The organism is Nocardioides sp. Root122 (assembly GCF_001425025.1).
Taxonomy (GTDB): domain Bacteria; phylum Actinomycetota; class Actinomycetes; order Propionibacteriales; family Nocardioidaceae; genus Nocardioides.
Map to the genome: position 1 here is coordinate 439861 of NZ_LMDE01000001.1, position 24476 is coordinate 464336.

Sequence of the window (24476 nt, forward strand, 5' to 3'; positions counted from 1 at the left end):
TGAGGTGCGGTCCTGTTCTGGCCTCGTGGGCCGAGGTACAGTAGATCCGGAGGGTGACTCCGCTTCCTCCACGACAATACGGAGACTGTCTCCGTTTAGCAAGCCCGAGGTGAAATTTCCTTGCGAGCCGACGCCCAGCGCAATCGCGACCGCATCGTCGAGGTCGCCCGTCAGGTGTTCCGTGAGCAGGGCTACGACGCCTCCCTCGACCTCATCGCCAAGCAGGCGGGCGTCGGTCCGGGAACCCTCTACCGGCACTTCCCTACCCGCGACGACCTCATCGACGCCGTCATGCAGGCCTGGGTCCACCACGTGGAGGAGACGGCCGACAAGGCGCTCGCCCACGAGGGCGGGCCGCGCGAGCGACTGCTCAACTGGTTCGAGGAGTACGTCCGGCTGATCAGCGTGCACAAGGGTGGCCCGGCGAAGATCACCGGCGCGATGGGTGACGAGGCCTCGCCGATCCGCACCAAGTGCCAGGTCCTCCAGTCCGCGGGCGGGCGGGTCCTCGACCAGCTGCGCGCGGAGGACGCCGTACGCGACGACGTCACCTCGCTCCAGGTCGCGCGCCTCGTCGGCGGTGTCGCCACCGTCGCCGACGCCTCCGAGCTCGACCTCGAGGCCGTGCGGCCGATGCTCGAGGTCGTCGCCGACGGACTGCTGAAGTAGGCAGGCGCACGCGCCGGTAGATTGGTGCCGTGCCCGACACGAGCGCCCCGCAGTCCGCTTCTCCCACCGGCTCCGGCCTGACGACGTCCGGCGCGACCGGCACCCTCGACACGGTGGCCCACGCGGCCGCCGACGCCGAGCGCGAGCAGCCGTGGGCCGAGCTCGGTCTCAAGGCCGACGAGTACGCCCGGATCCGCGAGATCCTCGGCCGTCGTCCCACGAGCTCCGAGCTCGCGATGTACTCGGTGATGTGGAGCGAGCACTGCTCCTACAAGTCCACCAAGGTGCACCTCAAGCAGTTCGGGGAGATCCCGCAGGAGACGCCGGTGGGCAAGATGCTGGCCGGCATCGGGGAGAACGCCGGCGTGCTCGACATCGGCCAGGGCTACGCGGTGACCTTCAAGGTCGAGAGCCACAACCACCCGTCCTTCGTGGAGCCCTACCAGGGCGCGGCGACCGGCGTCGGCGGCATCGTCCGCGACATCCTCGCCATGGGCGCGCGCCCCGTCGCGGTCATGGACCCGCTGCGCTTCGGCCCGCTCGACGCCCCCGACACCGCGCGGGTGCTGCCCGGGATCGTGGCCGGCGTGGGCGGCTACGGCAACTGCCTCGGCCTGCCCAACATCGGTGGCGAGGCGGTCTTCGACGAGACCTACGCCGGCAACCCGCTCGTCAACGCCCTCTGTGTCGGCGTGCTCCGCCACGAGGACCTCCACCTCGCCAACGCCACCGGAACGGGCAACCAGGTGGTGCTCTACGGCGCCCGCACCGGCGGCGACGGCATCGGCGGGGTGTCCGTGCTCGCGAGCGAGACCTTCGACGAGACGGGTCCCGCGAAGCGGCCCAGCGTGCAGGTCGGCGACCCCTTCATGGAGAAGCTGCTCATCGAGTGCACGCTCGAGCTCTTCGCCGCCGGCGTCATCGCCGGCATCCAGGACCTCGGCGGGGCCGGCCTCTCCTGCGCCACCTCCGAGCTGGCGTCGGCCGGCGACGGCGGCATGCACGTCGAGCTCGACCGGGTGCCGCTGCGCGACTCCACGCTCGCGCCGGAGGAGATCCTGATGAGCGAGTCGCAGGAGCGGATGATGGCGGTCGTCGAGCCCGGCGACGTCGCCGCGTTCATGGCGATCTGCGAGAAGTGGGACGTCGAGGCCGTGGTCGTCGGCGAGGTCACCGACACCGGCCGGCTGCACATCGACTGGCACGGCGAGCGCGTCGTCGACGTACCCCCGCGGTCGGTGGCGCACGACGGCCCGACCTACCAGCGGCCCTTCGCTCGCCCCGACTGGCAGGACGCGCTGCAGGCCGACGACGCCTCGGGCCTGGCGCGTCCGGCGTCCGGCGACGAGCTGCGCGACACGCTGCTGCGGCTGGTCGCCTCGCCCAACCTCTGCGACAAGTCGTGGATCACCGACCAGTACGACCGCTACGTCCAGGGCAACACCGTCCTGGCCCAGCCGTCCGACTCGGGCATGGTGCGCGTCGACGCCGACACCAACCTCGGCGTCTCGGTCTCGACCGACTGCAACGGTCGCTTCGCCAAGCTCGACCCCTACACCGGTGCGCAGCTGGCGCTGGCCGAGTCCTTCCGCAACGTCGCGACCGGCGGCGCCCGCCCGCTGGCCGTCTCCGACTGCCTCAACTTCGGCTCGCCCGAGGACCCCGACGTGATGTGGCAGTTCGCCGAGGCCTGCCGGGGCCTCAAGGACGCCTGTCTCGAGCTCGGCGTCCCCGTCACCGGCGGCAACGTCAGCCTCTACAACCAGACCGGAGAGACGGCGATCCTGCCGACCCCGGTCGTGGCGGTCCTCGGCGTCATCGACGACGTCACCCGTCGTACGCCGACCGGCTTCGGGGCTGCGGGTGAGCGGGTCTTCCTGCTCGGCGAGACCCGCGACGAGCTCTCCGGGTCGGAGTGGGCGCACGTCGTCCACGGCCACCTCGGCGGGATGCCGCCCCGCCTCGACCTGGCCGCGGAGCAGGCCCTGGCCTCGCTGCTGCAGGACGCCTCGCGCGATCGCGTCGTCACCAGCGCCCACGACCTGTCCGAGGGCGGGTTGGCGCAGGCGCTGGCCGAGTCGACCTTCGGCAACGGCGTCGGCGTCTCGGTGTCGCTGTCCGGCGTGGCCGACGACCCGTTCGTCGCGCTGTTCTCCGAGTCGACCGCCCGCGTCCTCGTCACGGTGACCGAGGAGCAGGCCGACGCGCTGGTCGCGCTCGCCCAGCGCCACGGCGTACCCGTCGCGCCCCTCGGGCGCACCGGCGGCGACACGATCTCCGTCGAGGGCGCCTTCGACCTCCCCGTCGCCGAGGCCAAGGCGGCCTGGCAGGCGACGTTGCCGGCGGTCCTCGGCTCCTGAGGGCCTGGCTCCGGAGTCCCCGGACAGCCGGGGACTCCAGCCGCACCGTGGAGTCCCCGCGCCACCAGGCGGCCCGCGGACTCCATGGTGTCCGCCGACAGGCGGCGCGCCCGGTCCTAGCTCGAGCGGCGCATCGCCCGTACGCCGACCCAGAGCCCGAGGGCCGCGACCACGGCCGCGCCCGCGACACCCTGGGCGACGACGTCGACCGGGAAGGTGCCGGCGAACAGCACCCGCACCGCGTCGACGACGTACGTCATCGGGTTGAGGGTCGAGACCACCTCGAGCCAGCGCGGGGCGCCGTCCATCGGCAGCAGCACCCCGGCCGTCAGCAGGGCCGGGAAGAGCAGCGTCTGCTGGACCGTCCAGAACATCCAGTCCTGGCCCTTCGACGCCAGCGCGAGCGCGAACGACAGCGCGCCAACCCCGATGCTGAAGAGGGACAGCACGGCCGCAGCCGTGAGGACGCCGGCGAGGTGCAGGTCGAAGCTGAAGGGGGTCACGACCGCGACGATGATCGCGACCTGCATGAGCATGGGCACGACCTCCTTCAGTGCGCGGCCGACGAGCAGCGACGAACGGCCGAGGGGCGAGACGAGCTGGCGCTCGTGGGAGCCCGACTGCATCTCCTCCATGAGGTTGGCGCCGGTGAACGACGCGCCCATCAGGGCGGTCATCGCCACGATGCCGGGCACGAACCACTGGAGCGCGGACCCGGACGCCATCTGCGGCAGCAGCGGTGCGAAGAGGCCGAGGAAGACGAGCGGCTGGATCATCGCGAAGACGACCGCCATGGGCTCGCGCCAGACCGGCTTGAGCTCGCGGTTCATCACGTTGACGGTGTCGGACACGAACGTGCTCATGCTGCGACCTCACTGGTGGTCTCGGTGTCGGAAGGGGTGGACTGGGTCTCGCGGAGGCTGCGACCGGTCAGGTCGAGGAAGACGTCGTCGAGGGTCGGGCGGGCGACCTCCACCCGCGTCGGCGGTACGCCGTCCGCCGCAAGGTCGGCGAGCAGCTCGCCGACCATCACGGAGCCGTCCTTGACCCGCAGGTCGACCGAGGTGTCGGTGACCTCGACCCGTGACTCCGGCACCCGCGACAGCCGGCTGGCGGCGCGCGCCGCGGAGGCAGGGGAGGCGAAGCCCAGCCTGAGCAGGTCGCCCAGGCCGCTCTTGAGCTGCGCGGCCGTGTCGTCGGCGATGACCCGGCCGTGGTCGACCACGATCACCCGGCCGGCGAGGGCATCGGCCTCCTCGAGGTAGTGCGTGGTCAGCACGACCGTGCTGCCGCTCTCCGCGTGCAGGCGCTGGATCAGCCCCTGCAGGTTCGCCCGGTTCTGCGGGTCGAGCCCGGTCGAGGGCTCGTCGAGGAAGAGCACGCGCGGCAGGTGCACGAGGCCCATCGCGATGTCGAGCCGCCGGCGCTGGCCGCCGGAGAGCGAGGAGACCTTGCGGTCGGCGACCGCCCCGAGGTCGAGGTCGTCGATGAGCTCGCCCGCTCGCCGCTGGGCGTCGGTGCGGGAGAGGCCGTGGGCGCGGCCCTGGCTGACCAGCTCGTCGCGGCCGAGCTGGCGGTGGCCGGCGCCGTTGCCCTGCCCGACGAAGCCGATGGCGTGGCGTACGTCGCGCTGGCCGGTCACCACGTCGTGCCCGGCCACGCTGGCGGTGCCCGACGTGGGCGGGATGAGGGTGGTCAGCATCCGCAGGGTGGTCGACTTCCCCGCCCCGTTGGGGCCGAGGAAGGCGACCAGCTCGCCCTGCCCGATCTCGAGGTCGAGGCCCTGGACGGCCTCGACGGTCTGCTTGCGCGAGGTGAAGTGGCGGGTCAGGCCACGCGTCACGATCGCCGGTCCGGAGTTGTTGTAGGTCATGACCACCACGCTAGGAAGCCATGCGGTCAGTTCCTGACCGCAATCGAACTAAAGTGGGGACATGAGCACGAGCGAACGGATGCTGCGGTTGCTGTCCTTGCTCCAGACCCACCGCTACTGGCCCGGCCCCGAGCTCTCCGAGCGACTCGAGGTCAGCCCGCGGACGCTGCGCCGTGACGTCGACCGCCTGCGCGACCTCGGCTACACCGTCGACGCGGTCCGCGGCGCCGCCGGCGGCTACCAGCTGCGCGCCGGCGGCTCCCTCCCGCCGCTGCTCCTCGAGGACGAGGAGGCCGTCGCGGTGGCGGTCGGGCTGCGCACCGCCGCGGCGGGCGCGGTCGCGGGGATGGACGACTGGTCGGTCCAGGCGCTCTCCAAGGTGCTGTCGCTGATGCCGCCGCGGCTGCGCCGCCAGATGGACGCGGTCGCCAGCCAGACCGACTCGCCCGGGCCGTGGGAGGGCGCCCCGGTCTTCGACGCCGCCGTGCTCACCACTCTCGCCCAGGCCTGCCGCGACAGCGAGCTGCTCCGCTTCGACTACACCGCCCGCGAGGGCGAGGCGTCCCACCGACGGATCGAGCCCCTGCGCCTGGTCTCGCTGGGACGCCGGTGGTACCTCGTCGCCTGGGACCGCGACCGGATGGACTGGCGCAGCTTCCGCCTCGACCGCATCGCCGACCCGGAGCCCACCGGGCAGCGGTTCCGGCCCCGCGACCTCCCGGCCGACGACGCCCTCGCCTTCGTGCGGCAGGGCATCTCGCGCATGCCCCAGCGGTACGCCGTACGCGCGCGGGTCGCGATGTCCGCCGACGACCTCGCCGCTCACGTCGGGCGCTGGGGCACCGTCACGCCCGACGGTGCCGGCTGCGTCCTGGAGATGAACGTCGACGACCTCGGCTGGCCGGTCATGGTGCTGGCCGGGACGGGTGCCGACTTCGTGGTCGAGTCGCCGCCCGAGCTGGTGGAGAGGGTCGCCGAGGTGGGGGCCCGCTTCTCCCGCTCGGCCGGGCCGGGGTAGTCCACCGGCGAACGGTCGTCCTGGGGGCTTCGGGACAGCCACTTCCCGGTGGACTACCCCGCCAGGAGCGCGGCCGGGGCGGGCTCGGGATCGTCCACGTCCTCGACCTCCCACTCGGAGGGGCGGGGCACCGACCGGATGGAGCGGCTGGACGTCAGCAGGAGCGCGAGCAGGGCCGAGGCCAGGACGAGCGCGGTGACCGCGGTGGTGCCGCCCTGGTGCTCGAGGAGCCAGCCGCCGAGCAGCGGGGCGAGCGGCATGACCGACATCGACACGAACTGGCTGGTCGACCCCACCCGACCCTGGAGGTGGGCAGGCGTGACCGCCATCCGGTACGAGCTGATCCCGGCGTTGCCGACCGGGTTGAGCAGCAGCAGGAGGAACGTGCTCACGCACGCGGTCGCCACGCTGTCGGACAGCGTCAGCGGCACGAGCGGCAGGCAGCACGCCCACCCGATGAGCACGGTCAGCCGGCCGGTCGGCATCCGGTGGATCAGGCTCGGGGCGATCATCGACCCGAGGATCCCGCCGACCCCGGCGGCGGTCGAGACCAGGCCGATCTGCGCGGCCGGCACCCCGCCGGCCACCATCCGCAGCACGACCACGAAGAACAGCGCGTTGACCACGAGGTTGGTCAGCGACGACCACACCATGAGCGTGCGGAAGAACGGGCGCGCCCACATGAAGCGGAAGCCCTCGGTGAGCTGCCGGCGCAGCGGCTCGCTGCGGCGGTGCGGGGCGGACAGGTCGGTCCGGACCCGGCTCACGGTCACGCAGGCGAGGGCGTACGACGCCGCGTCGACGGCGAACGGCAGCCAGCGGGTGACGGCGTACAGCGCGCCGCCGAGCGGGCCGCCGAGCAGCGAGGCGACGTGCTGCCGGGCCTGGTTCTGGCTGAGGGCGGTCGGGAGGTCCTCGGTGGACACGACCGATCGGATCGCCGACATCTGGGCCGGGCTGAACGCGCCGGCCGCGATGCCGCTGACGAGCGCGACGGCGACCAGGTGCGGGAGCGTGAGCGCACCGAGAGCCCCGGCGACGGCGAGCGAGGTGTAGGCCAGGCACCCGGTCGCGCTGGAGGCGAGCATGATCCGCCTCCGGTCGACCCGGTCGGCGAGCACGCCTGCGGGCAGGAGGGTCGCGCACAGCCCGCCGAGGTACGCCGCCTCGACGAGGGCCGCGACGAGAGCCGAGCCGCTGAGGGCGTAGGCGATGAGCGGGAAGACGAACATCGACAGCGCGCTGCCGAGCTCGCTTGCGGTGTCACCGATCCAGAGGACGGTGAAGTCACGGTTCTTCGAGAGCTGGCGGTATCCGGGCACATCCGCACCATAAAGTGCGCAAGCAATGTTGCGCAATAGAGCGTGCGCAATTGGGTAGGGTGGCGCACATGGCCGAGCCGCAACCGCTGAGCGACCCGCGCGTCCTGCGCGCCATCGCGCACCCCGTCCGCACCCGGATCCTCGACGAGATCTCCGCCACCGGTCCGGTCCGTGCCGCCGACATCGCCCGCGAGCTCGGCATCCCGGCCAACCAGGCCAGCTTCCACCTGCGCCAGCTCGCGAAGTACGGCCTGGTCGAGGAGGCGCCGGAGGAGGCGCGCGACAAGCGCGACCGGGTCTGGCGGGCGACGGCGGAGCAGGGGTTCAGCGTCAACCTGAGCCAGCTCGCCGAGGCCCCGGGGGGTCGCGCCGCGGTGGAGGTCTTCCGCAGCACCAAGACGGCCTCGCTCCACGAGGTGGTCGATCGCGCGTTCGCGATGGGCCGGCAGGAGGGTCGGGGGGTCTTCGCCGTGTCCGACCACGCGGTCAGGCTCACCGACGAGGAGGCTCACGAGCTGCGCGGCGAGATCGACGCCGTGATCGAGGCGTGGGCCGAACGCACACGGGGCCGCGAGCCGGGTCGCCGGACCTACCAGGTCGTGCAGATCGTCCAGCCGCGCGCGGACGGGGCCGGGGACTGACGCGGCGGCGACCGAGCCGCCGACCGTTCTGCTCCGAACCACGGGCATGCGCCGTCGTACGCTTCTGGCCCTGCCCGCGCTCGGGCTGGTCACGCCCGCCCTGCTGAGCGCCTGTTCCGAGGAGTCGCCCGTGCCCACCTCCGAGCCAGCACCCGCCGCGCCGGCGGGGGCCGACGGTGCCGAGGTCGTCACCTACGGCGCCGACCCCTCGCAGCTCGCCGAGCTGTACCGCCCGGCAGGGGCCTCCCGCGGCGTCGTGGTCGTCATCCACGGCGGCTTCTGGAAGTCCGCCTACGACCTCACCCTCGGCCAGCCGCTGGCCCGGGCGCTGGCCGACCGGGGCTGGACGGCGTGGAACATCGAGTACCGCCGGGTCGGCAACGGCGGCGGCACCCCGGAGACGTTCGACGACGTCGCTGCGGCCATCGACGCGCTCGCCGACGTGGCGGACCTCGACCTGACTACGGTCGTCACCCTCGGGCACTCCGCCGGCGGCCACCTCGCCGTCTGGGCCGCCGGGCGCGAAGGGCCGCGGGTGCGCGTCACCCACGCGATCTCCCAGGCCGGCGTCCTCGACCTCGTCATGTCCGAGCGGATGGGCCTGGGTGGCGGCGCGGCCGCTGCCCTCCTCGGCCACGTGCCCGGGCCCGACGACGCGCGGTGGGACCCGCAGCAGCAGATCCCCCTCGACGTACCCGTGTGGTGCGTGCACGGCATCGACGACGAGGTCGTCCCGCTCGGCCAGTCCGAGGGATACGTCGTCGACGCGCAGGCCGCCGGCGCGACCGCCGAGGTCATCCGGGTGGCCGGCGACCACTTCGTCGTCATCGACCCGGACTCGCCCGCCTGGCAGGCCCAGCTGGAGATCCTCGACTCGATCGCCTGAGCACCGTGCAGGCAGTTCGCGTCCGACTGGGTCGGGTCGACGCTCGAGCGTGCGCGACCTGGCGCGAGCTGCCTGCACCATGTCCGTCTAGCCTCGGTGTGTGCCCGCCCGACTCAAGGTCCTGACCCCCGACCAGCTGGCGACCGCGGCCGCCGCGGCCGACACCAAGGCCCTGGTCAAGCACTACCTCGCCGTCCTCGAGGAGCGCGCGCCCGGCCGCTCGGTCGAGGTGCGCGTCCCGCCCTTCGCCGCCGTCCAGGCGATCCCCGGCGTGCGGCACACGCGCGGCACGCCGCCGGCGGTCGTCGAGACCGACGCCGAGACCTGGCTGGCGGTCGCCACCGGACGTACGACGTGGGCCGAGGCGCTGGACTCGGGGCGGGTCGCGGCCAGCGGCGAGCGCACCGACCTGACGCCCTACCTCCCGCTCACGGGGGAGCAGGCGTGAAGGCTGCGCTCGCGACGCAGGAGCTCGTCGAGGCCGTCGGGCCGGTCGACGGCGTCGAGGTCGTGGTGTGGAACGGCGACGGACCCCCGCCCGAGGGTGACGTCGACTTCTGGGTCCCCCACTACGCGACCCGCGCCGACGTCATCGACCGCGGTCACCTCCTCCGCGGGCTGCGGGTGGTGCAGCTGCAGAGCGCCGGCTACGACGGCGTGGCCGGCCGCCTCCCCGACGGGATCACCCTCTGCAACGCGACCGGCGTCCACGACGACGCCACGGCTGAGCACGCGGTCGGGCTGGTCCTGGCCAGCCTGCGCGGCATCCCGGAGGCCGTGCGGAGCCACGGGCACTGGACCTCCGACAAGATGCGGCGATCGCTCGCGGACTCGCGCGTGCTGGTCCTGGGCTACGGCTCGATCGGCCGGGCGCTGGCCGAGCGGCTGCTGCCGATGAAGACCTCGATCACGGCCGTCGCCACGCGCGAGCGCGACGACGACCTGATGGGCCGGGTGCGCGCGATCGCCGACCTGGGCGACCTCCTGCCCGATCAGGACGTCGTGGTCGTGCTCGTCCCGCTCACCGACGCCACCCGGGGCCTGCTGGACGGCGACGCCCTCGCGCTGCTGCCCGACGGCGCGCTCGTGGTCAACGTGGCGCGCGGTCCCGTGCTCGACACGGACGCCGTGCTCGCGCACGCCGGACGGCTGCGCTTCGCCCTCGACGTCACCGACCCCGAGCCGCTCCCCGACGGCCACCCGCTCTGGGACGCCCCCGACGTGCTCATCACCCCGCACGTCGCAGGAGGTACGACGGCGATGCTGCCGCGGGTCTCCGCGCTGGTCCGCGACCAGCTCCGCCGGATGGTCGCAGGCGAGCCGCTGGCCAACGTGGTGAGCGGCTGAGGCGTCCAGCGCGGCACCGGAGGGGATGCGCGAGGCGCCGGGTTCCGGTACGAAGGACCATGGCGTCCCTCACCGATGACGAGGTCCAGGACCTCGACCTGTGGTTCCGCGCGGCCAACTACCTCGCCGTCGGGCAGATCTACCTGCTCGGCAACGCGCTGCTCGAGCGCCCGCTCGAGCGCGACGACATCAAGCCCCGGCTGCTCGGCCACTGGGGCACGACACCCGGGCTCAACCTCGTCTGGACCCACCTCAACCGGCTGATCCGCGAGCGCGACACCAACGCGATCATCCTGTGCGGGCCGGGGCACGGCGGTCCCGCGGCCGTGGCCAACGCCTGGCTCGAGGGCACCTACTCCGAGGTGTTCCACGCCGTCAGCCACGACGGCGACGGGATGTCCCGGCTCTTCCGGCAGTTCTCCTTCCCCGGCGGCATCCCCAGCCACGTCGCTCCGGAGACACCGGGGTCCATCCACGAGGGCGGCGAGCTGGGCTACGTCCTCTCGCACGCCTATGGCGCCGCGATGGACAACCCCGACCTCCTGGTGACCGCGGTCGTCGGCGACGGCGAGTTCGAGACCGGCCCGCTCGCCGCGAGCTGGCACGCCAACAAGTTCGTCGACCCCGTGCACGACGGTGCCGTGCTGCCGATCCTGAGCCTCAACGGCTGGAAGATCGCCAACCCGACGATCCCCGCACGCATCCACCGCGACGAGCTCGAGAGCCTGCTGCGCGGCTACGGGCACCACGTGCTCACGGTGGAGGGCGATGACCCTGCCGACGTGCACCGCCAGATGGCCGCCGCCCTCGACGAGGCGCACGACATGATCCGCGACATCTGGCGGGCCGCCCGCGAGGACGGCGACGTGGAGCGTCGGCCGTGGCCGATGATCCTGCTCGTCACGCCCAAGGGCTGGACCGGGCCCGCCGAGGTCGACGGCAAGCCGGTCGAGGGGACCTGGCGGGCGCACCAGGTGCCGCTTGCGGGCACCCGCGAGAACGACGACCACCGGGCGCAGCTCGAGGAGTGGCTGCGGTCCTACCGCCCGGACGAGCTCTTCGACGACGACGGCCGCCCGGTCGAGGCGATCCGGGCGCAGGCGCCGGTCGGTACCCGCCGGATGAGCGCCAACCCCCATGCCAACGGCGGTCTGCTCAAGCGCCCGTTGCGGCTGCCGGACTGGCGCGGGTCGGCGGTCGAGGTGGAGCGACCGGGCGCCTCGGTGCACGAGCCCACCCGCGTGCTCGGGCAGTACCTCGTCGACGTGGTGCGCGACAACGACACCAACTTCAAGATCTTCGGCCCCGACGAGACCGCGTCCAACCGCCTCGACGCGGTCTACGAGGTGACCGACAAGGTGTGGGCCGCGGACCTCATCGACGTCGACGAGCACCTGGGGCGGTCCGGCCGCGTCGTCGAGATCCTCTCCGAGCACACCTGCCAGGGCTGGCTCGAGGGCTATCTCCTGACCGGCCGGCACGGCCTCTTCAGCTGCTACGAGGCCTTCATCCACATCGTCGACTCGATGCTCAACCAGCACGCCAAGTGGCTCAAGACGACCCGCGAGATCGAGTGGCGACCGCGGATCGCGAGCCTCAACTACCTGCTGAGCTCGCACGTGTGGCGCCAGGACCACAACGGCTTCTCCCACCAGGACCCCGGCTTCATCGACCACGTCGTGAACAAGAAGGCCGAGGTCGTCCGGGTCTACCTGCCGCCGGACGCCAACACCCTGCTCTCGACGATGGCGCACTGCCTCGAGAGCGAGCACTACGTCAACGTCGTGGTGTCGGGCAAGCAGCCCAGCTTCGACTGGCTCGGCCCCCAGCAGGCCGACCTGCACTGCGCCCGGGGGCTCGGCATCTGGGACTGGGCCTCGAACGACGAGGGCGATCCCGACGTCGTCATCGCGGCCGCGGGCGACGTACCCACCCTGGAGGCGCTCGCCGCGACCTCGATCCTGCGCGAGCACCTGCCGGAGCTGAAGATCCGGTTCGTCAACGTGGTCGACCTGATGCGGTTGCAGGACGAGCGCGAGCACCCGCACGGGCTGGGCAGCCGGGAGTTCGACACGCTCTTCACCACCGACAAGCCGGTGATCTTCGCCTACCACGGCTATCCGTGGTTGATCCACCGGCTGACCTACCGCCGCACCAACCACGACAACATCCACGTGCGCGGCTACAAGGAGGAGGGCACGACCACCACGCCCTTCGACATGGTGATGATGAACGACATGGACCGCTACCACCTGGTGATCGACGTCATCGACCGCGTGCCCGGTCTCGGCCAGCGTGCCGCCGAGGTGCGCCAGCTGATGACCGACACCCGCAGGCGGGCGCGTCAGTGGACCCGGGACCACGGTGACGACCTCCCCGAGGTGCGCGACTGGCGGTGGGACCCCGGGGCCCAGCCCGAGCGGGGCGAGTCCCCGTCGACGACGGCCGACCCGGACACCTCGGCCGACAACCTGTAGCAGGCGCTGTAGCGGGCGCGCTCGGAGGCCGGGTGCCGAGGGGCTAGCGTGCGGCCATGCATGTCACCTCACTCGGCTTCCGGACCGACCTGGCCCTCCTGACCTCGTCCGGGAGCGTCGTCGAGGACCGCGGCACGCACCTCGTGGTGCGCTCGCCCGAGAACCCGTCCTACTTCTGGGGCAACTTCATCCTGCTCGCGCAGCCGCCAGCGCCGGGCGGCGAGAAGGAGGTCACGGCCGCGTTCCACACCGAGTTCCCGGCCGCCGACCACGTCAGCATCGGCATCGACGCCGCCGACCTCTCCGACGAGTCGCGCGCGGCGTTCGAGGCCGCCGGGATGACCGTCGACGTGGCGACGGTGCTGACCACGGGCACGCTGCAGCCGCCGCGCGAGGTCGAGGCCGAGGTGCGTGAGCTCGTGGGCGACGAGGACTGGGAGGCGCGGGCGCGGCTGAGCCAGCAGCTCTACCCGCAGACGTCCGAGCAGTCGTTCATGCGGTTCGCCCGCCAGAAGAACGCCCAGGAGCGCCGCCTCGTCGACGCCGGCCGCGGCACCCGGTTCGGCGCCTTCGTCGACGGGGTCCTCGCCTCGACGGCGGGGATCTTCGTGACCGACGACGGCATCGCGCGCTTCCAGAGCGTCGAGACCCACCCCGACCACCGCCGCCAGGGCCTCGCCGCCGCGGTCGTGCACGCGGCCGGCCAGCACGCGCTCGACCAGCTCGGCGTACGCACGCTCGTGATCGTCGCGGACACCGACGGTGACGCGATCGGCGTCTACCGCCGGCTCGGCTTCACCGACTCCGAGCGCCAGCTGATGATGGAGCAGCGGAGCGGCGACTGGGCGACGTCGGACGCCTGACCGCCGACGCCGGCACCGCCCGTAGCGATCCAGCGCCGCACCCCTCCCCGGGTGACAGGCGATGCTTGACAGCGCCTGCCTACCGCACTAGTTTTCCAAAACCTGAATCAGGTCTCAGGTTGGAGACCTCGAGCGAAAGGCATGGGAGACATGCGGATCACCACACACCACGTCCTCGGCCCGGTCGCCGCGGCGGCCGTCCTGGTCCTGTCCGCGTGCGCGCCCAGCGCCGACGACGGGGCGGCGGGAGCGGACGCCGAGACCATCGAGGTCGGGGTCATCACCTCCGAGACCGGCCCGTTGGCGGCATACGGCCAGGCGTTCCTCGACGGCTTCGACGCCGGCCTCGACTACGCCACCGACGGCACCGGCGAGGTCGACGGCATCACGATCGAGGTGCGCAACGGCGACGACGCCGGCGACCCCGACAAGGCCGTCCAGCTCACCAAGGAGTACATCGGTGACGGCGTGAAGGTCCTCACCGGCACCGTGTCGTCCGGCGTCGCGCTGGGCATGGCCGAGCAGGCCGAGCAGAACAAGGTCCTCTACGTCTCCGGTGCCGCGGCCGCCGACGCCATCACCGGCCTCAACGGCTACACCTTCCGCTCGGGTCGCCAGAGCATGCAGGACGTCGCCACCGCGGGCACGTTCCTCGACGACGTCGACGGCCAGAAGGTCGTCGTCTTCGCCCAGGACAACGCCTTCGGGCAGGGCAACGCCGCGGCCGTCGACGCGCTCCTCGGCGCCCAGGGCGCGACCGTCGAGCCGCTCCTGGTCGGCGAGGACATCAAGGAGTTCACCTCCTTCGCCCAGCAGCTCAAGGACGCCGAGCCCGACCTGGTCTTCGTGGCCTGGGCCGGCGAGACGACCGGCTCGATGTGGCAGTCGCTGGAGCAGCAGGGCGTCTTCGACGCCGCCCCGGTCGTGACCGGCCTCGGCGACGTGGCGTCGTACGGTGCTTACGGCCCGGTCGCAGGGAAGATCAGCTTCCTCAGCCACTACTTCGCCACCGCGCCCGACAACGACGTCAACGCCGCGATGGTCGAGGCCGTCGAGGGGGCCGGCTCGACCGCCGACCTCTTCACGCCGGACGGCTTCACCGCCGCCCAGATGATCGTGCACGCGATCGAGGAGGGCCAGGGTGACGTCGACGCGATGGTCGACGCGCTCGAGGGCTACACCTTCGACGCGCCCAAGGGCTCGGTGACCGTCCGCGAGGGCGACCACGCGCTCCTGCAGGACATGTACCAGGCGCGGCTGGTCAAGGACGGCGACACCTGGACGCCCGAGCTCGTCGAGACGGTCGCCGCCGCCGACGTCGCCCCGCCCGAGGCAGGCTGAGCGACGGTGACGAAGTCCGCCACGCCCGCGCTGCAGGTGAAGGACCTCGGTCTCAGGATCGGGGGCGCCACGATCCTCGAGCAGGTCGACCTCGAGATCGAGAAGGGCGCCTTCATCGGCGTGATCGGCCCCAACGGTGCCGGCAAGACGACGCTCTTCAACGTCGTCTCCGGCATCTCCAGGCCGACCTCCGGCACCGTGCACCTCGACGGCCGGGACATCACCGGCATGTCGGTGCACCGCCGCGCGCGGGCGGGGCTGGGACGTACGTTCCAGACCTCCAGCCTCTTCCCCCAGCTCACCCTGCGGGAGAACGTCCGGATCGCCAGCCAGGTCGCGCTCGGCGGCAGCCTGTCGCCGTGGCGCTTCCCGCGACCGGGCGATGCCGCCACGCGCGCCGCCGAGGAGCACCTCGCCGAGGTGGGCCTCGGCGACAGGCTGGACCTGCTCGCCGGAGGGCTGTCCCACGGCGACAAGCGCAAGCTCGAGATCGCCGTGCTGCGCGCCACCGACGCGCACGTCGTGCTCCTCGACGAGCCGATGGCCGGCGTGGGCTCGGGCGACGTGGGCGCCCTGTCCGAGACGATCCGCGAGGTGCACCGAGAGCAGGGCTCGACGGTGCTGATGGTCGAGCACCACATGGAGGTCCTGCTCGGCCTCGTCGACAAGGTGGCCGTCATGTACTTCGGCACGATCATCGCCTTCGACACCCCGGAGGCCGTGATGGCCGACGCCCGGGTGCAGAGCGCCTACCTCGGGAGCACGGCATGAGGATCACCCCCGACAACAGAGCCCCGGCGAGCTCCCCGGTCCTGGTCGTCGAGCACCTGTCGGCGTCCGTCGCCGGCCAGCAGGTCGTCGAGGACGTGTCCTTCACCGTGCCCGCCACCGGCATCACCGCCGTCCTCGGGCGCAACGGCGTCGGCAAGACCTCCACGCTCAAGGGCCTGATGGGGCTCTACCGGCGCTCGGGTGCGGTCACCCTCGCCGGCGAGCGCATCGACGCCCTCCCGACGCACAAGGTCGTCCAGCGCGGCGTCGGCTACGTCCCGGAGGACCGCGAGGTCTTCGCTCGGCTGACGGTCGCGGAGAACCTCCGCCTCGCCGAGCGGGCGGGCAGTGCCACGCCCGAGCGCCGCGAGCTCGTGAAGCGGCTGTTCCCCGACCTGGTGCAGCGCCGCCACCAGATGGCCGGCACCCTCTCCGGTGGCCAGCAGCAGATGGTCGCGCTGGCCCGGGTGCTCCTCAACGACAACCGCGTCCTCCTCGTGGACGAGCCGACGAAGGGCCTCGCCCCGCTGATCGTCGAACAGGTCGCCGAGGCGCTGCGCGAGGCGTCGGTGACGGTGCCGATCCTGCTGGTCGAGCAGAACCTCGAGGTCGTACGCCACCTCGCCGGCGAGGCCGTCGTCATCGCCGGCGGCCGGGTCGTCCACACCGGCTCCGCGACCGAGCTGCTCTCCGACGAGTCCCTGACCCGGCGGCTGCTGGGCGTCCACACCGACACCGACCGGGAGGTGCACCCGTGAGCACCGTCGTGCTGCTGCTCGCCACCGGCCTCGGCCTCGGCGCGCTCTACTTCCTCGTCGCGTCGGGCCTGTCCCTGATCTACGGCCTCATGCACGTGCTCAACTTCGCGCACGGCTCGTTCCTCACCCTGGGCGCGTTCCTCGGCTGGGCCGCCGCGCAGCGGCTCGATGCCACCAGCTGGACCGGCTTCGTCGCCTCGATCCTCGTGGGCGCCCTTGTCGGGGCGGTGGTCGCGGCGCTGACCGAGCTGCTGCTGATCCGCCCGCTCTACGAGCGCCACATCGAGCAGGTGCTGGTCACCGTCGGTCTGTCGCTGGCCACGGTCGCGCTGTTCGAGGGCATCTGGGGCACCGACCCCGACTTCATCCGCGGCCCCGCGTGGATGGACCGCACGACCGGCGTCCTCGGCGCGCGGATCCCCAACGACCGCTTCGTCATCATCGGGATCGCCGTGCTCGTGCTGGTCGCGATCGTGGTGTTCCTCCGGAAGACGCGCTACGGCATGGTCATCCGCGCCGGCGTCGAGAACCGGGCGATGGTCACCGCCCTGGGCATCGACGTACGCCGCTCGTTCACCCTCGTCTTCGCCATCGGCGGCGCGGCGGCCGGGCTCGGCGGCGTGCTCGCGGCCCACTACTTCGGCTACGTCTCACCGTCCCTCGGTGGCAGCCTGCTGATCTTCGCGTTCATCGTGACGGTCATCGGCGGCCTCGGCTCGCTCACCGGCGCCGCGATCGCGTCGGTGCTGGTCGCGCTGCTCCAGCAGTTCGCCAACTACTACGCAGGCGGCACGGGTGACTTCGTCATCGTGCTGGCCCTGGCCGGGGTCCTGCTCGTCCGGCCGTCCGGACTCCTGGGGAAGGCAGCCTGATGCGCGCCAAGATCGTCCCGCTCGGACTGGGCGCGGCCCTGGTCGTCGTCCTGGCCGTCCTGCCCCTGCTCTCCATCCAGGTCCCCGGGATCCTGCCGGGGCCGACGTACACACCGGGATCGCTGCAGCTGCTCGCGCTGTGCATGGTCTACGCCGCCCTCGCGCTGTCCTACAACCTGCTGCTCGGCACGGGCGGGCAGCTGTCCTTCGGGCACGCCCTCTACTTCGGGGGCGGCGCCTATGGGCTCGGCATCCTCCTGGAGCGCACCGACCTGGCGCTGTGGCCGGCGGTCGCGCTGACGCTGGCGGGCGTGGGCGCCATCGCCGTCGTCACGGGAGCCGTCAGCCTCCGGGTCACGGGCATCCCGTTCGCGATGGTCACGCTCGCCTTCGCGCAGGCCGGATCGGTGCTCGTGCGCCGCAACCCCGACGGGCTGACCGGGGGAGACGAGGGCCTCTCCGTCGACACCGAGCACGTCCCGGCCGCCCTCGTCGGCGTGGTCCACACGCGCAACCTCTACTGGCTGGCCCTCGCCGTCGTGGTGGTCGCCTACCTGGTCGTCCTGTGGATCGACCGCTCGCGCGTGGGCCACGTCGCCGCGGCGGCGCGGGAGAACGAGCTGCGCGTGCGCGCGCTCGGCCTGCAGCCCTACGCCGCCAAGCTCGTCGTGTTCGTCGCAAGCGGCCTGCTCGCCGCGCTGGCCGGGGTGGCCTACATGCTCCTCCAGTCGGGCACGGTCCCGCGCTCGGTGGGTGCCGACCTGACGATCACGGTGCTGGTGATGGTCGTGCTCGGTGGCGTGGGGTCGCGCTGGGGCGCGATCATCGGCGGCGTGCTCTACACGCTGCTCAACCAGCGGCTCACGCTGCTCGCCCGGTCCGACGCCGTCGAGTCGCTTCCGTCCTGGCTGCACGTCCCGCTCTCCGAGCCGATGTTCATCCTCGGGGGGCTCTTCGTCCTCGTCGTCCTCTTCGTCCCGGGCGGCATCGCCGGTACGGCGACGCGGCTGACCGGTCGCCGACGGACGCGCACCGGCGTCGCGGTCCTGGAGGCCGCGGACTCCGAGGAGCGCGCCCTGGAGCCGCAGCCGTGAACGACTCCCACACCCTCGGCCGCTGGCTCGTCGACAGCGCGCGCCGCCATCCCGGCAAGGTCGCGATCGACGACCGCGGCGTGACGGTGACGTACGCCGAGCTCGAGAGGCGCAGCGACGAGCTGGCCCGCTCCTTCGCGCGGGCCGGCTTCGGCATCGGCGACCGGGTGGTGACCCTGTCGGGAAACTCCGCCGACCACGTCGTGCTGTTCTTCGCCTGCGCGAAGGCCGGACTGGTGCTGGTGCCGCTGTCGTGGCGGCTCACCCCCTCCGAGCTCGGCCCGCTCGTGCGGACCGCGCAACCGGTCCTGGTGGTCGCCGAGGAGGCCCTGGCCCGCCTCGCGCGCGAGGCGATGGAGGTGGCCGCCGTGACCGCGCCCCTGGCTACGCCCGGCACCACGGGCGTCGAGGCCACGGTGCCCACGCGCGAGCCCGAGCCCGGCGGGACCTGGCCGCCCGCCCGCGGTCCCGTCGACGACGAACCGGTCCTGGTCATCTTCACCTCGGGCAGCGAGGCCATGCCCAAGGGCGTGGTGCTGAGCCACGCGAACTGCTTCTGGAACAGCCTGGCGATGGCCCAGGCGATGGGCCTCTCGGAGCACGACGTCGTGCTCGCGACGCTGCCCCAGTTCCACGTCGCCGCGTGGAACTGCCAGCCGTTGGCGGCCTGGTGGCACGGGGCCACCGTGGTGCTCGAGCGGTCCTTCGAACCATCGCGCGTGCTGCGCCTGGTGAGCGACCGACGGGTCACCACCACGATGACCGTGCCGACCCAACTGCACCTCCTGGCCTCCGACCCGGGCTTCGCCGACGCCGACCTCTCCTCGCTGCGCCAGGTCGTGGTCGGTGGCGACTCGCTGTCCGAGTCGCTGCGCGCGACGTGGGCCGCGCACGGCGTGGAGGTCGCCCACGGCTACGGACTGACCGAGGCGTCGCCCAACGTGCTCTACCTGCCGCCGAGCCGCGCGGCCGACCACGCTGGCGCCGTCGGGTGGCCCTACCCGTACGTCGAGGTGCGCCTCGTCGAGCCGGCCGGTGGGTCGGCCGGGGCGGTCGTCGACGGCCCGGGCACCGGCGAGCTCCAGGTGCGTGGCCCGGGTGTCTTCTCCGGCTACCTCCACGACCCCGAGCGCACCACGACGGCGTTCTCCGGCGACTGGCTGCGCACCGGCGACCTCGCCGAGCGCGACTCCGACAACTGCTACCGCATCGTCGACCGGCTGAAGAGCATCTACATCTCCGGCGGCGAGAACGTGGCCCCGGCCGAGGTGGAGGCCGCGCTGGTGCGGCACCCGCTGGTGGCGGACGCCGCCGTGGTCGCGGTGCCCGACGAGGTGTGGGGCCAGGTCGGCATCGCCTTCGTCGAGCCGGTCGCGGGGGTCGGCCTGACCGAGCGCGAGGTGCTCGACCACGCCCGCCGGCACCTAGCGGACTTCAAGCTGCCGCGTCGCGTCCACGTCCTCGCCGAGCTGCCCCGCACCGGCATCGGCAAGATCTCGCGCACCGACCTGCAGGACGCCGCCCACCCATCCGTCGTACGAGGAGCGCAGCCGTGACCGCACCCGACTTCAGCGAGCTCGAGCGCCGCGCCGACCCGCTGGCACCCGAGGCCCCCCGACGTACCAAGCGGGGCGAGGCCACGCAGCGCAAGCTCCTCGAGGCGGCCGAGGCCGTCTTCGCCGAGATGGGCTACCACGAGGCCTCGATCGTCAAGATCACCGAGCGGGCCGGCATCGGGCTCGGCACGTTCTACCTCTACTTCGACAGCAAGCAGACGATCTTCGAGGCGCTGGTCATCGACCTCAACCGCCGCGTGCGCCACTCGATGGCCGAGGCGATGGCCGGTGCGTCGTCCCGCCTCGAGGCCGAACGGGCGGGCTTCGCCGGCTTCTTCCGGTTCACCGCCGAGCACCCCGCCCTCTACCGCGTCGTGCGCGAAGCCGAGCTCGTGTCGCCCGAGGCGTTGCGGCTGCACTACACGCGCATCGTCGAGGGGTACGTCGAGGGCCTGCGCAAGGCACAGGCCGCCGGCGAGGTCTCCGACATCGACCCCGAGGTGGCGGCGTGGGCGCTGATGGGCATCGGCGAGCTGGTCGGGGCGCGCTACATCCTCTGGGAGCGCGACGACGACGACCGTCGCCCGACCGAGCTGGACCCCCACGTCTTCGCCCACATGATGCGGTTCATCGAGACCGCCCTGGCCCCGCGACCCCCCAAGGGCGTCGCCGACGAGAAGGCAACGCCATGAGCAAGCGCTACCGCACCACCGACGTCCCGGTCTCCGGTGGGACGCTGCGGGTCGGCGTCTGGGAGGCGGACGTCCCCGACCCTGCGACGGCGCCCACGGTCGTGCTCGTGCACGGCATCACGGCGTCCCACCGCTCGTGGCAGGTCCTGGCCGGCCTGCTTCCCGGCGTCCGGCTCGTCGCGCCGGACCTGCGCGGCCGCGGCCGCAGCCACCCCGAGACGGTGCCCGGGAGCCCGACCGGCATGTCGGCGCACGCCGACGACCTCGCGGCGGTCCTCGACCACCTCGACGTCGACCGGACCCTCGTCGTCGGCCACTCCATGGGTGCGTTCGTCGCCGTGGTGCTCGCTGACCGCCACCCCGAGCGGGTGTCGCGACTGCTGCTGGTCGACGGCGGGCTGCCCCTCGCCGTGCCCAACGACCTGTCCGCCGACGAGGTGATCTCGCTGGTGCTGGGACCCGTCGCCGAGCGGCTGGCGATGCGGTTCGCGTCCGTCGAGGAGTACTACGACTTCTGGCGGCGCCACCCGGCGTTCGCCCGCGACTGGACGCCGGCGCTGGAGGACTACCTCGCCTATGACCTGGTTGGCGAGGAGCCCGAGCTGCGTCCGGCCACGAGCTACGACGCGATGGCCGCCGACACCGTCGACATGAACACCGGCACGGCCCTGCGCGACGCGCTCGGCCGGATGCACCACTCCGCCCTGCTGCTGACTGCCCCGCGCGGGCTCTTCGACGAGACGCCCGGGCTCTACGAGACCTCCCGCCTGGCCGGGATGCTGGAGGCGCTGCCGACGCTCAACGCCCGTGAGGTGCCAGACGTCAACCACTACACGATCACCATGGCCGAGGCCGGCGCGAAGGTGGTCGCCGAGGCGGTGCTGGCCGAGCTCTCGGCTGACCGCTGACGCTGATGTCGTCGTCGTCCTGACTGGCCCCTAGGGTGACGTCATGACTGTCGACATCAGCGCTCGTCTCGCCGAGGTCATGCCCGGCATCCGCCGTGACCTCGAGGACCTGGTCCGCATCGAGTCGGTGTCCGCCGACCCGGCTCGCGCGGGAGAGGTCGAGCGCAGCGCCGAGGCCACGCGCGACCTGTTCGCGGCGGAGGGCTTCGAGTGCGAGATCGTCCGCGCCCACGACGGCGCGCCGCCGGCCGTGATCGCGAAGAAGGCCGGCCCCGAGGGTGCGCCGACGGTCCTGCTCTACGCCCACCACGACGTCCAGCCCGAGAACGACCACGCGGACTGGGACTCTGCGCCGTGGGAGCCCACGGCACGGGAGGACGCGCGCGGCGACCTCCGTCTGTATGCGCGCGGTGCCGCCGACGACAAGGCCGGCATCGCCGCCCACCTGGGCGCGGTCCGGATCTTCGGCGACGAGCTCCCGGTCAACCTGGTGATGTTCATCGAGGGCGAGGAGGAGGTCGGTTCCGACACCCTCGTCGAGCTGCTCACCACCTACCAGGACCGCCTCGCCGCCGACGTCATCGTCATCGCCGACTCCGGAAACTGGGACATCGGCGAGCCCGCCCTGACCACCAGCCTGCGCGGCCTGGTCCGGATGGACGTCGAGGTCCGCACGCTCACCCACGCCGTGCACAGTGGCATGTGGGGCGGCCTGGTGCCCGACTCGATCATGGCCCTGAGCAGGCTGATCGCCAGCCTCAACGACGATGCCGGTGACGTCGCCGTCGAGGGCCTGCACTCCGGCCCGGCGGCCGACGTGGAGTACCCCGAGGCTCGCCTGCGCGCCGAGTCCGGCGCCGCCGAGGGCATCGAGTGGATCGGCTCCGGCTCGGTCGTCGAGCGGCTCTGGACCAAGCCGTCGATCAGCATCACCGGCTTCGACGCGCCCAAGGTCGACGGGGCCTCCAACACCCTCATCCCCACCGCCCGCTGCCGGATCAGCATGCGCATCGCCCCCGGCGACACCACCGCCAACGCGGTGGCCTGCCTGCAGGCGCACCTCGAGAAGCACACGCCGTGGGGCGCCACGCTGAGCACGACCGTCGTCGACACCGGTGAGGCCACCCAGATCGACGCGACCGGACCGGCGTACGACGCCGCGCGGGCCGCGTTCGCCGAGGCGTGGGACGGCACCGCGCCGGTCGACATGGGCGTGGGCGGCTCGATCCCGTTCATCGCCGAGTTCCTCGAGGCCTTCCCGCAGGCCAGCGTGCTGGTCACGGGCGTGGAGGACCCCGACACCCGGGCCCACGGCGCCAACGAAGGCCTGCACCTCGCCGAGTTCGAGAAGGTCGTCAAGGCTGAGGCCCTGCTGCTCCGCAACCTCGGCGAGCTGTCCCGCTGATCCACGCCGTCCGTCCACCGCCCAGGGGTGAGCCCCGCCCTCGGGCACGTCGGTAGGTTGACGCCATGGCGACCTTCCGAGCCGGCGACCGATCCACAGCCGTGCTGCGCTCCCCGCGCAGCGAGGTATGGGCCGCCCTGGTCGATGCCGACCTGATCGCGCGCATGACGCCCTACGTCACCGGGATCGAGGTCGACGGCGAGCGGTGGACCTGGCGGATGGGCACGATCCCGGTGCTGGGCGTCTCGGTGGCACCGCGGTTCACCGAGGTGATGACCTTCGCGCCCCAGGACCGCATCGACTTCACCCACGACCCAGCGCGCCCCGACGAGATGGCCGCGGTCGAGGGCACCTACCTCCTCTCCGACCACGACGACGGCACGCAGGTGAGCATCGAGCTCGACATCTCCTGCACCCTCCCGCTCCCCGGCCTGACGCGACCCGCCGTCGAGCGGGTGATGGCCGGGGTCGTGAAGCACATGGGCACCGTCTTCTCCCGCAACCTCCTCAAGCACCTGGGTGAAGCGTGAGGGTCCTCGTCCTCGGGGCGACCGGCTACGTCGGGTCCCGCCTCGTGCCGCACCTGCTCGAGCACGGCCACGACGTCGTGGCCGCGTCGTCGTCCGTGCCCGACCCCGACCGGTTCGGCTGGGACGAGCGGGTCGAGGCGATCCGCTGCGACGTCACCGACGCGGAGGCCGTCGCAGCGGCGGTCGACGGCGCCGACGCGATGGTCTACCTCGTCCACTCGCTCGACCGCACCGACTTCAGCGACCGCGACCGCCGGGCAGCCGACACCGTGGCCCGCGCCGCCGAGGCGGCCGGCGTACGCCGCATCGTCTACCTGTCCGGCCTGGTCCCCGACGTGCCCGAGTCCGAGCTCTCCGCCCACATCGCCTCGCGCCTCGAGGTCGAGCGGATCCTGCTCGACGCGGGCACCAGCGCGGTCGCGCTGCGGGCAGGCGTCGTCCTCGGCGCCGGGTCGACCTCGTTCGAGATCATCCGGCAGATCGCGACGCTCTTCCTCGTCCAGCCGGTGCCGACCTGGATGTACCACTCGGTCCAGCCGGTCGCGGTCTCCGACGTGCTCCGTGCGGTCCGCGAGCTCCTCGGCTCGACCGTCGAGGGCGACGTCGACCTCGGCGGTCCCGACGTGCTGTCCTACCCCGACCTGATGAGCACCTGCGCCCGCGAGGCCGGCCTGTCGCGCGTCAGCGTCCCCACGCCGGTCGCGCCCCCCGGGCTCGTCGGCCTGGCGACGGCCCTCGTGACCACCGCGCCGTTCCACACCGTCACCGCGCTCATCGAGTCGCTGCACCACGACATGGTGTGCCGTCCCGGACACACGTGGGTGCCGGCGCAGGGTGGCGAGCTGCTCGACGTGGGGGAGGCGGTCCGCCGCGCGTCCACCCCGCTGTACGCCGGCCCGGAGGGCGCGCTGCCCTCCGACCCGGCCTGGACCCGGCCGCTGCCCGCGCTGGACGTCGTACCCCTCCCGGCGGTCGGGAAGGCCGCCGCCCGGCTCGCCGTGCACCGGCTCCGGTCCCTGCTCCCCGGCACCTGACGTACCGACGTACGTCGTCAGTGCGGCGATGCCGCCCGACGCCCGTAGACTGCAGACCG

Annotated in this window: 23 protein-coding genes; 20 read left to right on the forward strand and 3 right to left on the reverse strand. The window is 72.6% G+C overall.

Translation table 11 applies throughout. The annotated features are described in order from the left end of the window. The first annotated feature begins 120 nt into the window (after window positions 1-120). Window positions 121-669 carry a TetR/AcrR family transcriptional regulator gene (locus ASC64_RS02035; protein WP_056905839.1) on the forward strand — a complete coding sequence of 183 codons (549 nt, stop codon included), beginning with the start codon at window positions 121-123 and terminating at the stop codon, window positions 667-669. A 77-nt stretch (window positions 670-746) separates the two neighbouring features. Then, window positions 747-3029 (forward strand): phosphoribosylformylglycinamidine synthase subunit PurL, encoded by a 2283-nt coding sequence (gene purL, locus ASC64_RS02040; protein WP_056906253.1) that lies wholly within the window; start codon window positions 747-749, stop codon window positions 3027-3029. Between the two features lie 116 nt (window positions 3030-3145). On the opposite strand, the gene ASC64_RS02045 is transcribed toward purL, so the two are convergent. Then, window positions 3146-3892, reverse strand: a complete 747-nt coding sequence (locus ASC64_RS02045; RefSeq protein ID WP_056905840.1) for an ABC transporter permease — start codon at window positions 3890-3892, stop codon at window positions 3146-3148. Continuing rightward, on the reverse strand, window positions 3889-4902 hold the full coding sequence (locus tag ASC64_RS02050; RefSeq protein ID WP_056906254.1) for an ATP-binding cassette domain-containing protein: 1014 nt from the start codon (window positions 4900-4902) through the stop codon (window positions 3889-3891). Before ASC64_RS02050 ends, ASC64_RS02045 begins: the two co-directional genes overlap by 4 nt. A 61-nt stretch (window positions 4903-4963) precedes the next feature. Between ASC64_RS02050 and ASC64_RS02055 the strand changes: the two genes are divergently transcribed. After that, complete coding sequence (locus tag ASC64_RS02055; RefSeq protein ID WP_200937435.1) at window positions 4964-5920, forward strand: helix-turn-helix transcriptional regulator; 957 nt, start codon at window positions 4964-4966, stop codon at window positions 5918-5920. A gap of 53 nt (window positions 5921-5973) precedes the next feature. Here ASC64_RS02055 and ASC64_RS02060 read toward each other — a convergent pair whose 3' ends face one another. Then, a complete protein-coding gene (locus tag ASC64_RS02060; RefSeq protein WP_056905842.1) occupies window positions 5974-7242 on the reverse strand; it encodes an MFS transporter in 1269 nt (422 codons plus the stop codon). Between the two features lie 68 nt (window positions 7243-7310). Here ASC64_RS02060 and ASC64_RS02065 point away from each other — a divergent pair, with 68 nt between their 5' ends. The 17 genes from ASC64_RS02065 to ASC64_RS02145 all read left to right on the forward strand — a co-directional run bounded on the left by ASC64_RS02065 (window position 7311) and on the right by ASC64_RS02145 (window position 24417). Beyond that, a complete protein-coding gene (locus ASC64_RS02065) occupies window positions 7311-7883 on the forward strand; it encodes a winged helix-turn-helix domain-containing protein (protein WP_056905843.1) in 573 nt (190 codons plus the stop codon). Window positions 7884-8013: 130 nt separating this feature from the next. Beyond that, on the forward strand, window positions 8014-8769 hold the full coding sequence (locus tag ASC64_RS02070; protein ID WP_235563483.1) for an alpha/beta hydrolase family protein: 756 nt from the start codon (window positions 8014-8016) through the stop codon (window positions 8767-8769). A 100-nt stretch (window positions 8770-8869) separates the two neighbouring features. After that, window positions 8870-9217: a sterol carrier family protein gene (locus tag ASC64_RS02075; protein WP_162245758.1), complete on the forward strand. Its 348-nt coding sequence runs from the start codon at window positions 8870-8872 to the stop codon at window positions 9215-9217. Further along, complete coding sequence (locus tag ASC64_RS02080) at window positions 9214-10116, forward strand: 2-hydroxyacid dehydrogenase (RefSeq protein ID WP_056905844.1); 903 nt, start codon at window positions 9214-9216, stop codon at window positions 10114-10116. The genes ASC64_RS02075 and ASC64_RS02080 overlap by 4 nt, the downstream gene beginning before the upstream one ends. A 59-nt stretch (window positions 10117-10175) precedes the next feature. Then, window positions 10176-12593, forward strand: coding sequence for a phosphoketolase family protein (locus tag ASC64_RS02085; RefSeq protein WP_056905845.1), 2418 nt, complete (start codon window positions 10176-10178; stop codon window positions 12591-12593). A gap of 56 nt (window positions 12594-12649) precedes the next feature. Continuing rightward, window positions 12650-13456 carry a GNAT family N-acetyltransferase gene (locus ASC64_RS02090; RefSeq protein WP_056905846.1) on the forward strand — a complete coding sequence of 269 codons (807 nt, stop codon included), beginning with the start codon at window positions 12650-12652 and terminating at the stop codon, window positions 13454-13456. A gap of 150 nt (window positions 13457-13606) precedes the next feature. Next, on the forward strand, window positions 13607-14797 hold the full coding sequence (locus tag ASC64_RS02095) for a substrate-binding domain-containing protein (protein ID WP_056906257.1): 1191 nt from the start codon (window positions 13607-13609) through the stop codon (window positions 14795-14797). Between the two features lie 6 nt (window positions 14798-14803). Then, window positions 14804-15568, forward strand: a complete 765-nt coding sequence (locus ASC64_RS02100; protein WP_056905847.1) for an ABC transporter ATP-binding protein — start codon at window positions 14804-14806, stop codon at window positions 15566-15568. Further along, complete coding sequence (locus tag ASC64_RS02105) at window positions 15565-16326, forward strand: ABC transporter ATP-binding protein (protein WP_056905848.1); 762 nt, start codon at window positions 15565-15567, stop codon at window positions 16324-16326. Before ASC64_RS02100 ends, ASC64_RS02105 begins: the two co-directional genes overlap by 4 nt. Beyond that, on the forward strand, window positions 16323-17198 hold the full coding sequence (locus tag ASC64_RS02110) for a branched-chain amino acid ABC transporter permease (RefSeq protein ID WP_056905849.1): 876 nt from the start codon (window positions 16323-16325) through the stop codon (window positions 17196-17198). The genes ASC64_RS02105 and ASC64_RS02110 overlap by 4 nt, the downstream gene beginning before the upstream one ends. Further along, window positions 17198-18292: a branched-chain amino acid ABC transporter permease gene (locus tag ASC64_RS02115; RefSeq protein ID WP_056905850.1), complete on the forward strand. Its 1095-nt coding sequence runs from the start codon at window positions 17198-17200 to the stop codon at window positions 18290-18292. Before ASC64_RS02110 ends, ASC64_RS02115 begins: the two co-directional genes overlap by 1 nt. After that, complete coding sequence (locus ASC64_RS02120; RefSeq protein ID WP_056905851.1) at window positions 18289-19848, forward strand: class I adenylate-forming enzyme family protein; 1560 nt, start codon at window positions 18289-18291, stop codon at window positions 19846-19848. The genes ASC64_RS02115 and ASC64_RS02120 overlap by 4 nt, the downstream gene beginning before the upstream one ends. Further along, window positions 19845-20540 carry a TetR/AcrR family transcriptional regulator gene (locus tag ASC64_RS02125; RefSeq protein WP_082550116.1) on the forward strand — a complete coding sequence of 232 codons (696 nt, stop codon included), beginning with the start codon at window positions 19845-19847 and terminating at the stop codon, window positions 20538-20540. Before ASC64_RS02120 ends, ASC64_RS02125 begins: the two co-directional genes overlap by 4 nt. Beyond that, window positions 20537-21448: an alpha/beta fold hydrolase gene (locus ASC64_RS02130; RefSeq protein ID WP_056905852.1), complete on the forward strand. Its 912-nt coding sequence runs from the start codon at window positions 20537-20539 to the stop codon at window positions 21446-21448. The genes ASC64_RS02125 and ASC64_RS02130 overlap by 4 nt, the downstream gene beginning before the upstream one ends. A gap of 43 nt (window positions 21449-21491) precedes the next feature. Then, the gene (locus ASC64_RS02135) at window positions 21492-22853 is read left to right on the forward strand and encodes a dipeptidase (protein ID WP_056905853.1); all 1362 of its coding nucleotides are present in this window, start codon (window positions 21492-21494) and stop codon (window positions 22851-22853) included. A gap of 65 nt (window positions 22854-22918) precedes the next feature. Continuing rightward, window positions 22919-23383, forward strand: a complete 465-nt coding sequence (locus ASC64_RS02140; protein WP_056905854.1) for an SRPBCC family protein — start codon at window positions 22919-22921, stop codon at window positions 23381-23383. Further along, window positions 23380-24417, forward strand: a complete 1038-nt coding sequence (locus ASC64_RS02145; RefSeq protein WP_056905855.1) for an NAD(P)H-binding protein — start codon at window positions 23380-23382, stop codon at window positions 24415-24417. Before ASC64_RS02140 ends, ASC64_RS02145 begins: the two co-directional genes overlap by 4 nt. Window positions 24418-24476: the final 59 nt, after the last annotated feature.

What these genes read in the sequence shown, in the direction of transcription:
- ASC64_RS02130 (WP_056905852.1), top strand. Translation starts at nt 20,537, where the DNA reads ATGAGCAAGCGCTACCGCACCACCGACGTCCCGGTCTCCGGTGGGACG.
- ASC64_RS02055 (WP_200937435.1), top strand. Translation starts at nt 4,964, where the DNA reads ATGAGCACGAGCGAACGGATGCTGCGGTTGCTGTCCTTGCTCCAGACC.
- ASC64_RS02050 (WP_056906254.1), bottom strand. Translation starts at nt 4,902, where the DNA reads ATGACCTACAACAACTCCGGACCGGCGATCGTGACGCGTGGCCTGACC.
- ASC64_RS02140 (WP_056905854.1), top strand. Translation starts at nt 22,919, where the DNA reads ATGGCGACCTTCCGAGCCGGCGACCGATCCACAGCCGTGCTGCGCTCC.
- ASC64_RS02045 (WP_056905840.1), bottom strand. Translation starts at nt 3,892, where the DNA reads ATGAGCACGTTCGTGTCCGACACCGTCAACGTGATGAACCGCGAGCTC.
- ASC64_RS02085 (WP_056905845.1), top strand. Translation starts at nt 10,176, where the DNA reads ATGGCGTCCCTCACCGATGACGAGGTCCAGGACCTCGACCTGTGGTTC.
- ASC64_RS02115 (WP_056905850.1), top strand. Translation starts at nt 17,198, where the DNA reads ATGCGCGCCAAGATCGTCCCGCTCGGACTGGGCGCGGCCCTGGTCGTC.
- ASC64_RS02095 (WP_056906257.1), top strand. Translation starts at nt 13,607, where the DNA reads ATGCGGATCACCACACACCACGTCCTCGGCCCGGTCGCCGCGGCGGCC.
- ASC64_RS02135 (WP_056905853.1), top strand. Translation starts at nt 21,492, where the DNA reads ATGACTGTCGACATCAGCGCTCGTCTCGCCGAGGTCATGCCCGGCATC.
- ASC64_RS02090 (WP_056905846.1), top strand. Translation starts at nt 12,650, where the DNA reads ATGCATGTCACCTCACTCGGCTTCCGGACCGACCTGGCCCTCCTGACC.
- ASC64_RS02065 (WP_056905843.1), top strand. Translation starts at nt 7,311, where the DNA reads ATGGCCGAGCCGCAACCGCTGAGCGACCCGCGCGTCCTGCGCGCCATC.
- ASC64_RS02105 (WP_056905848.1), top strand. Translation starts at nt 15,565, where the DNA reads ATGAGGATCACCCCCGACAACAGAGCCCCGGCGAGCTCCCCGGTCCTG.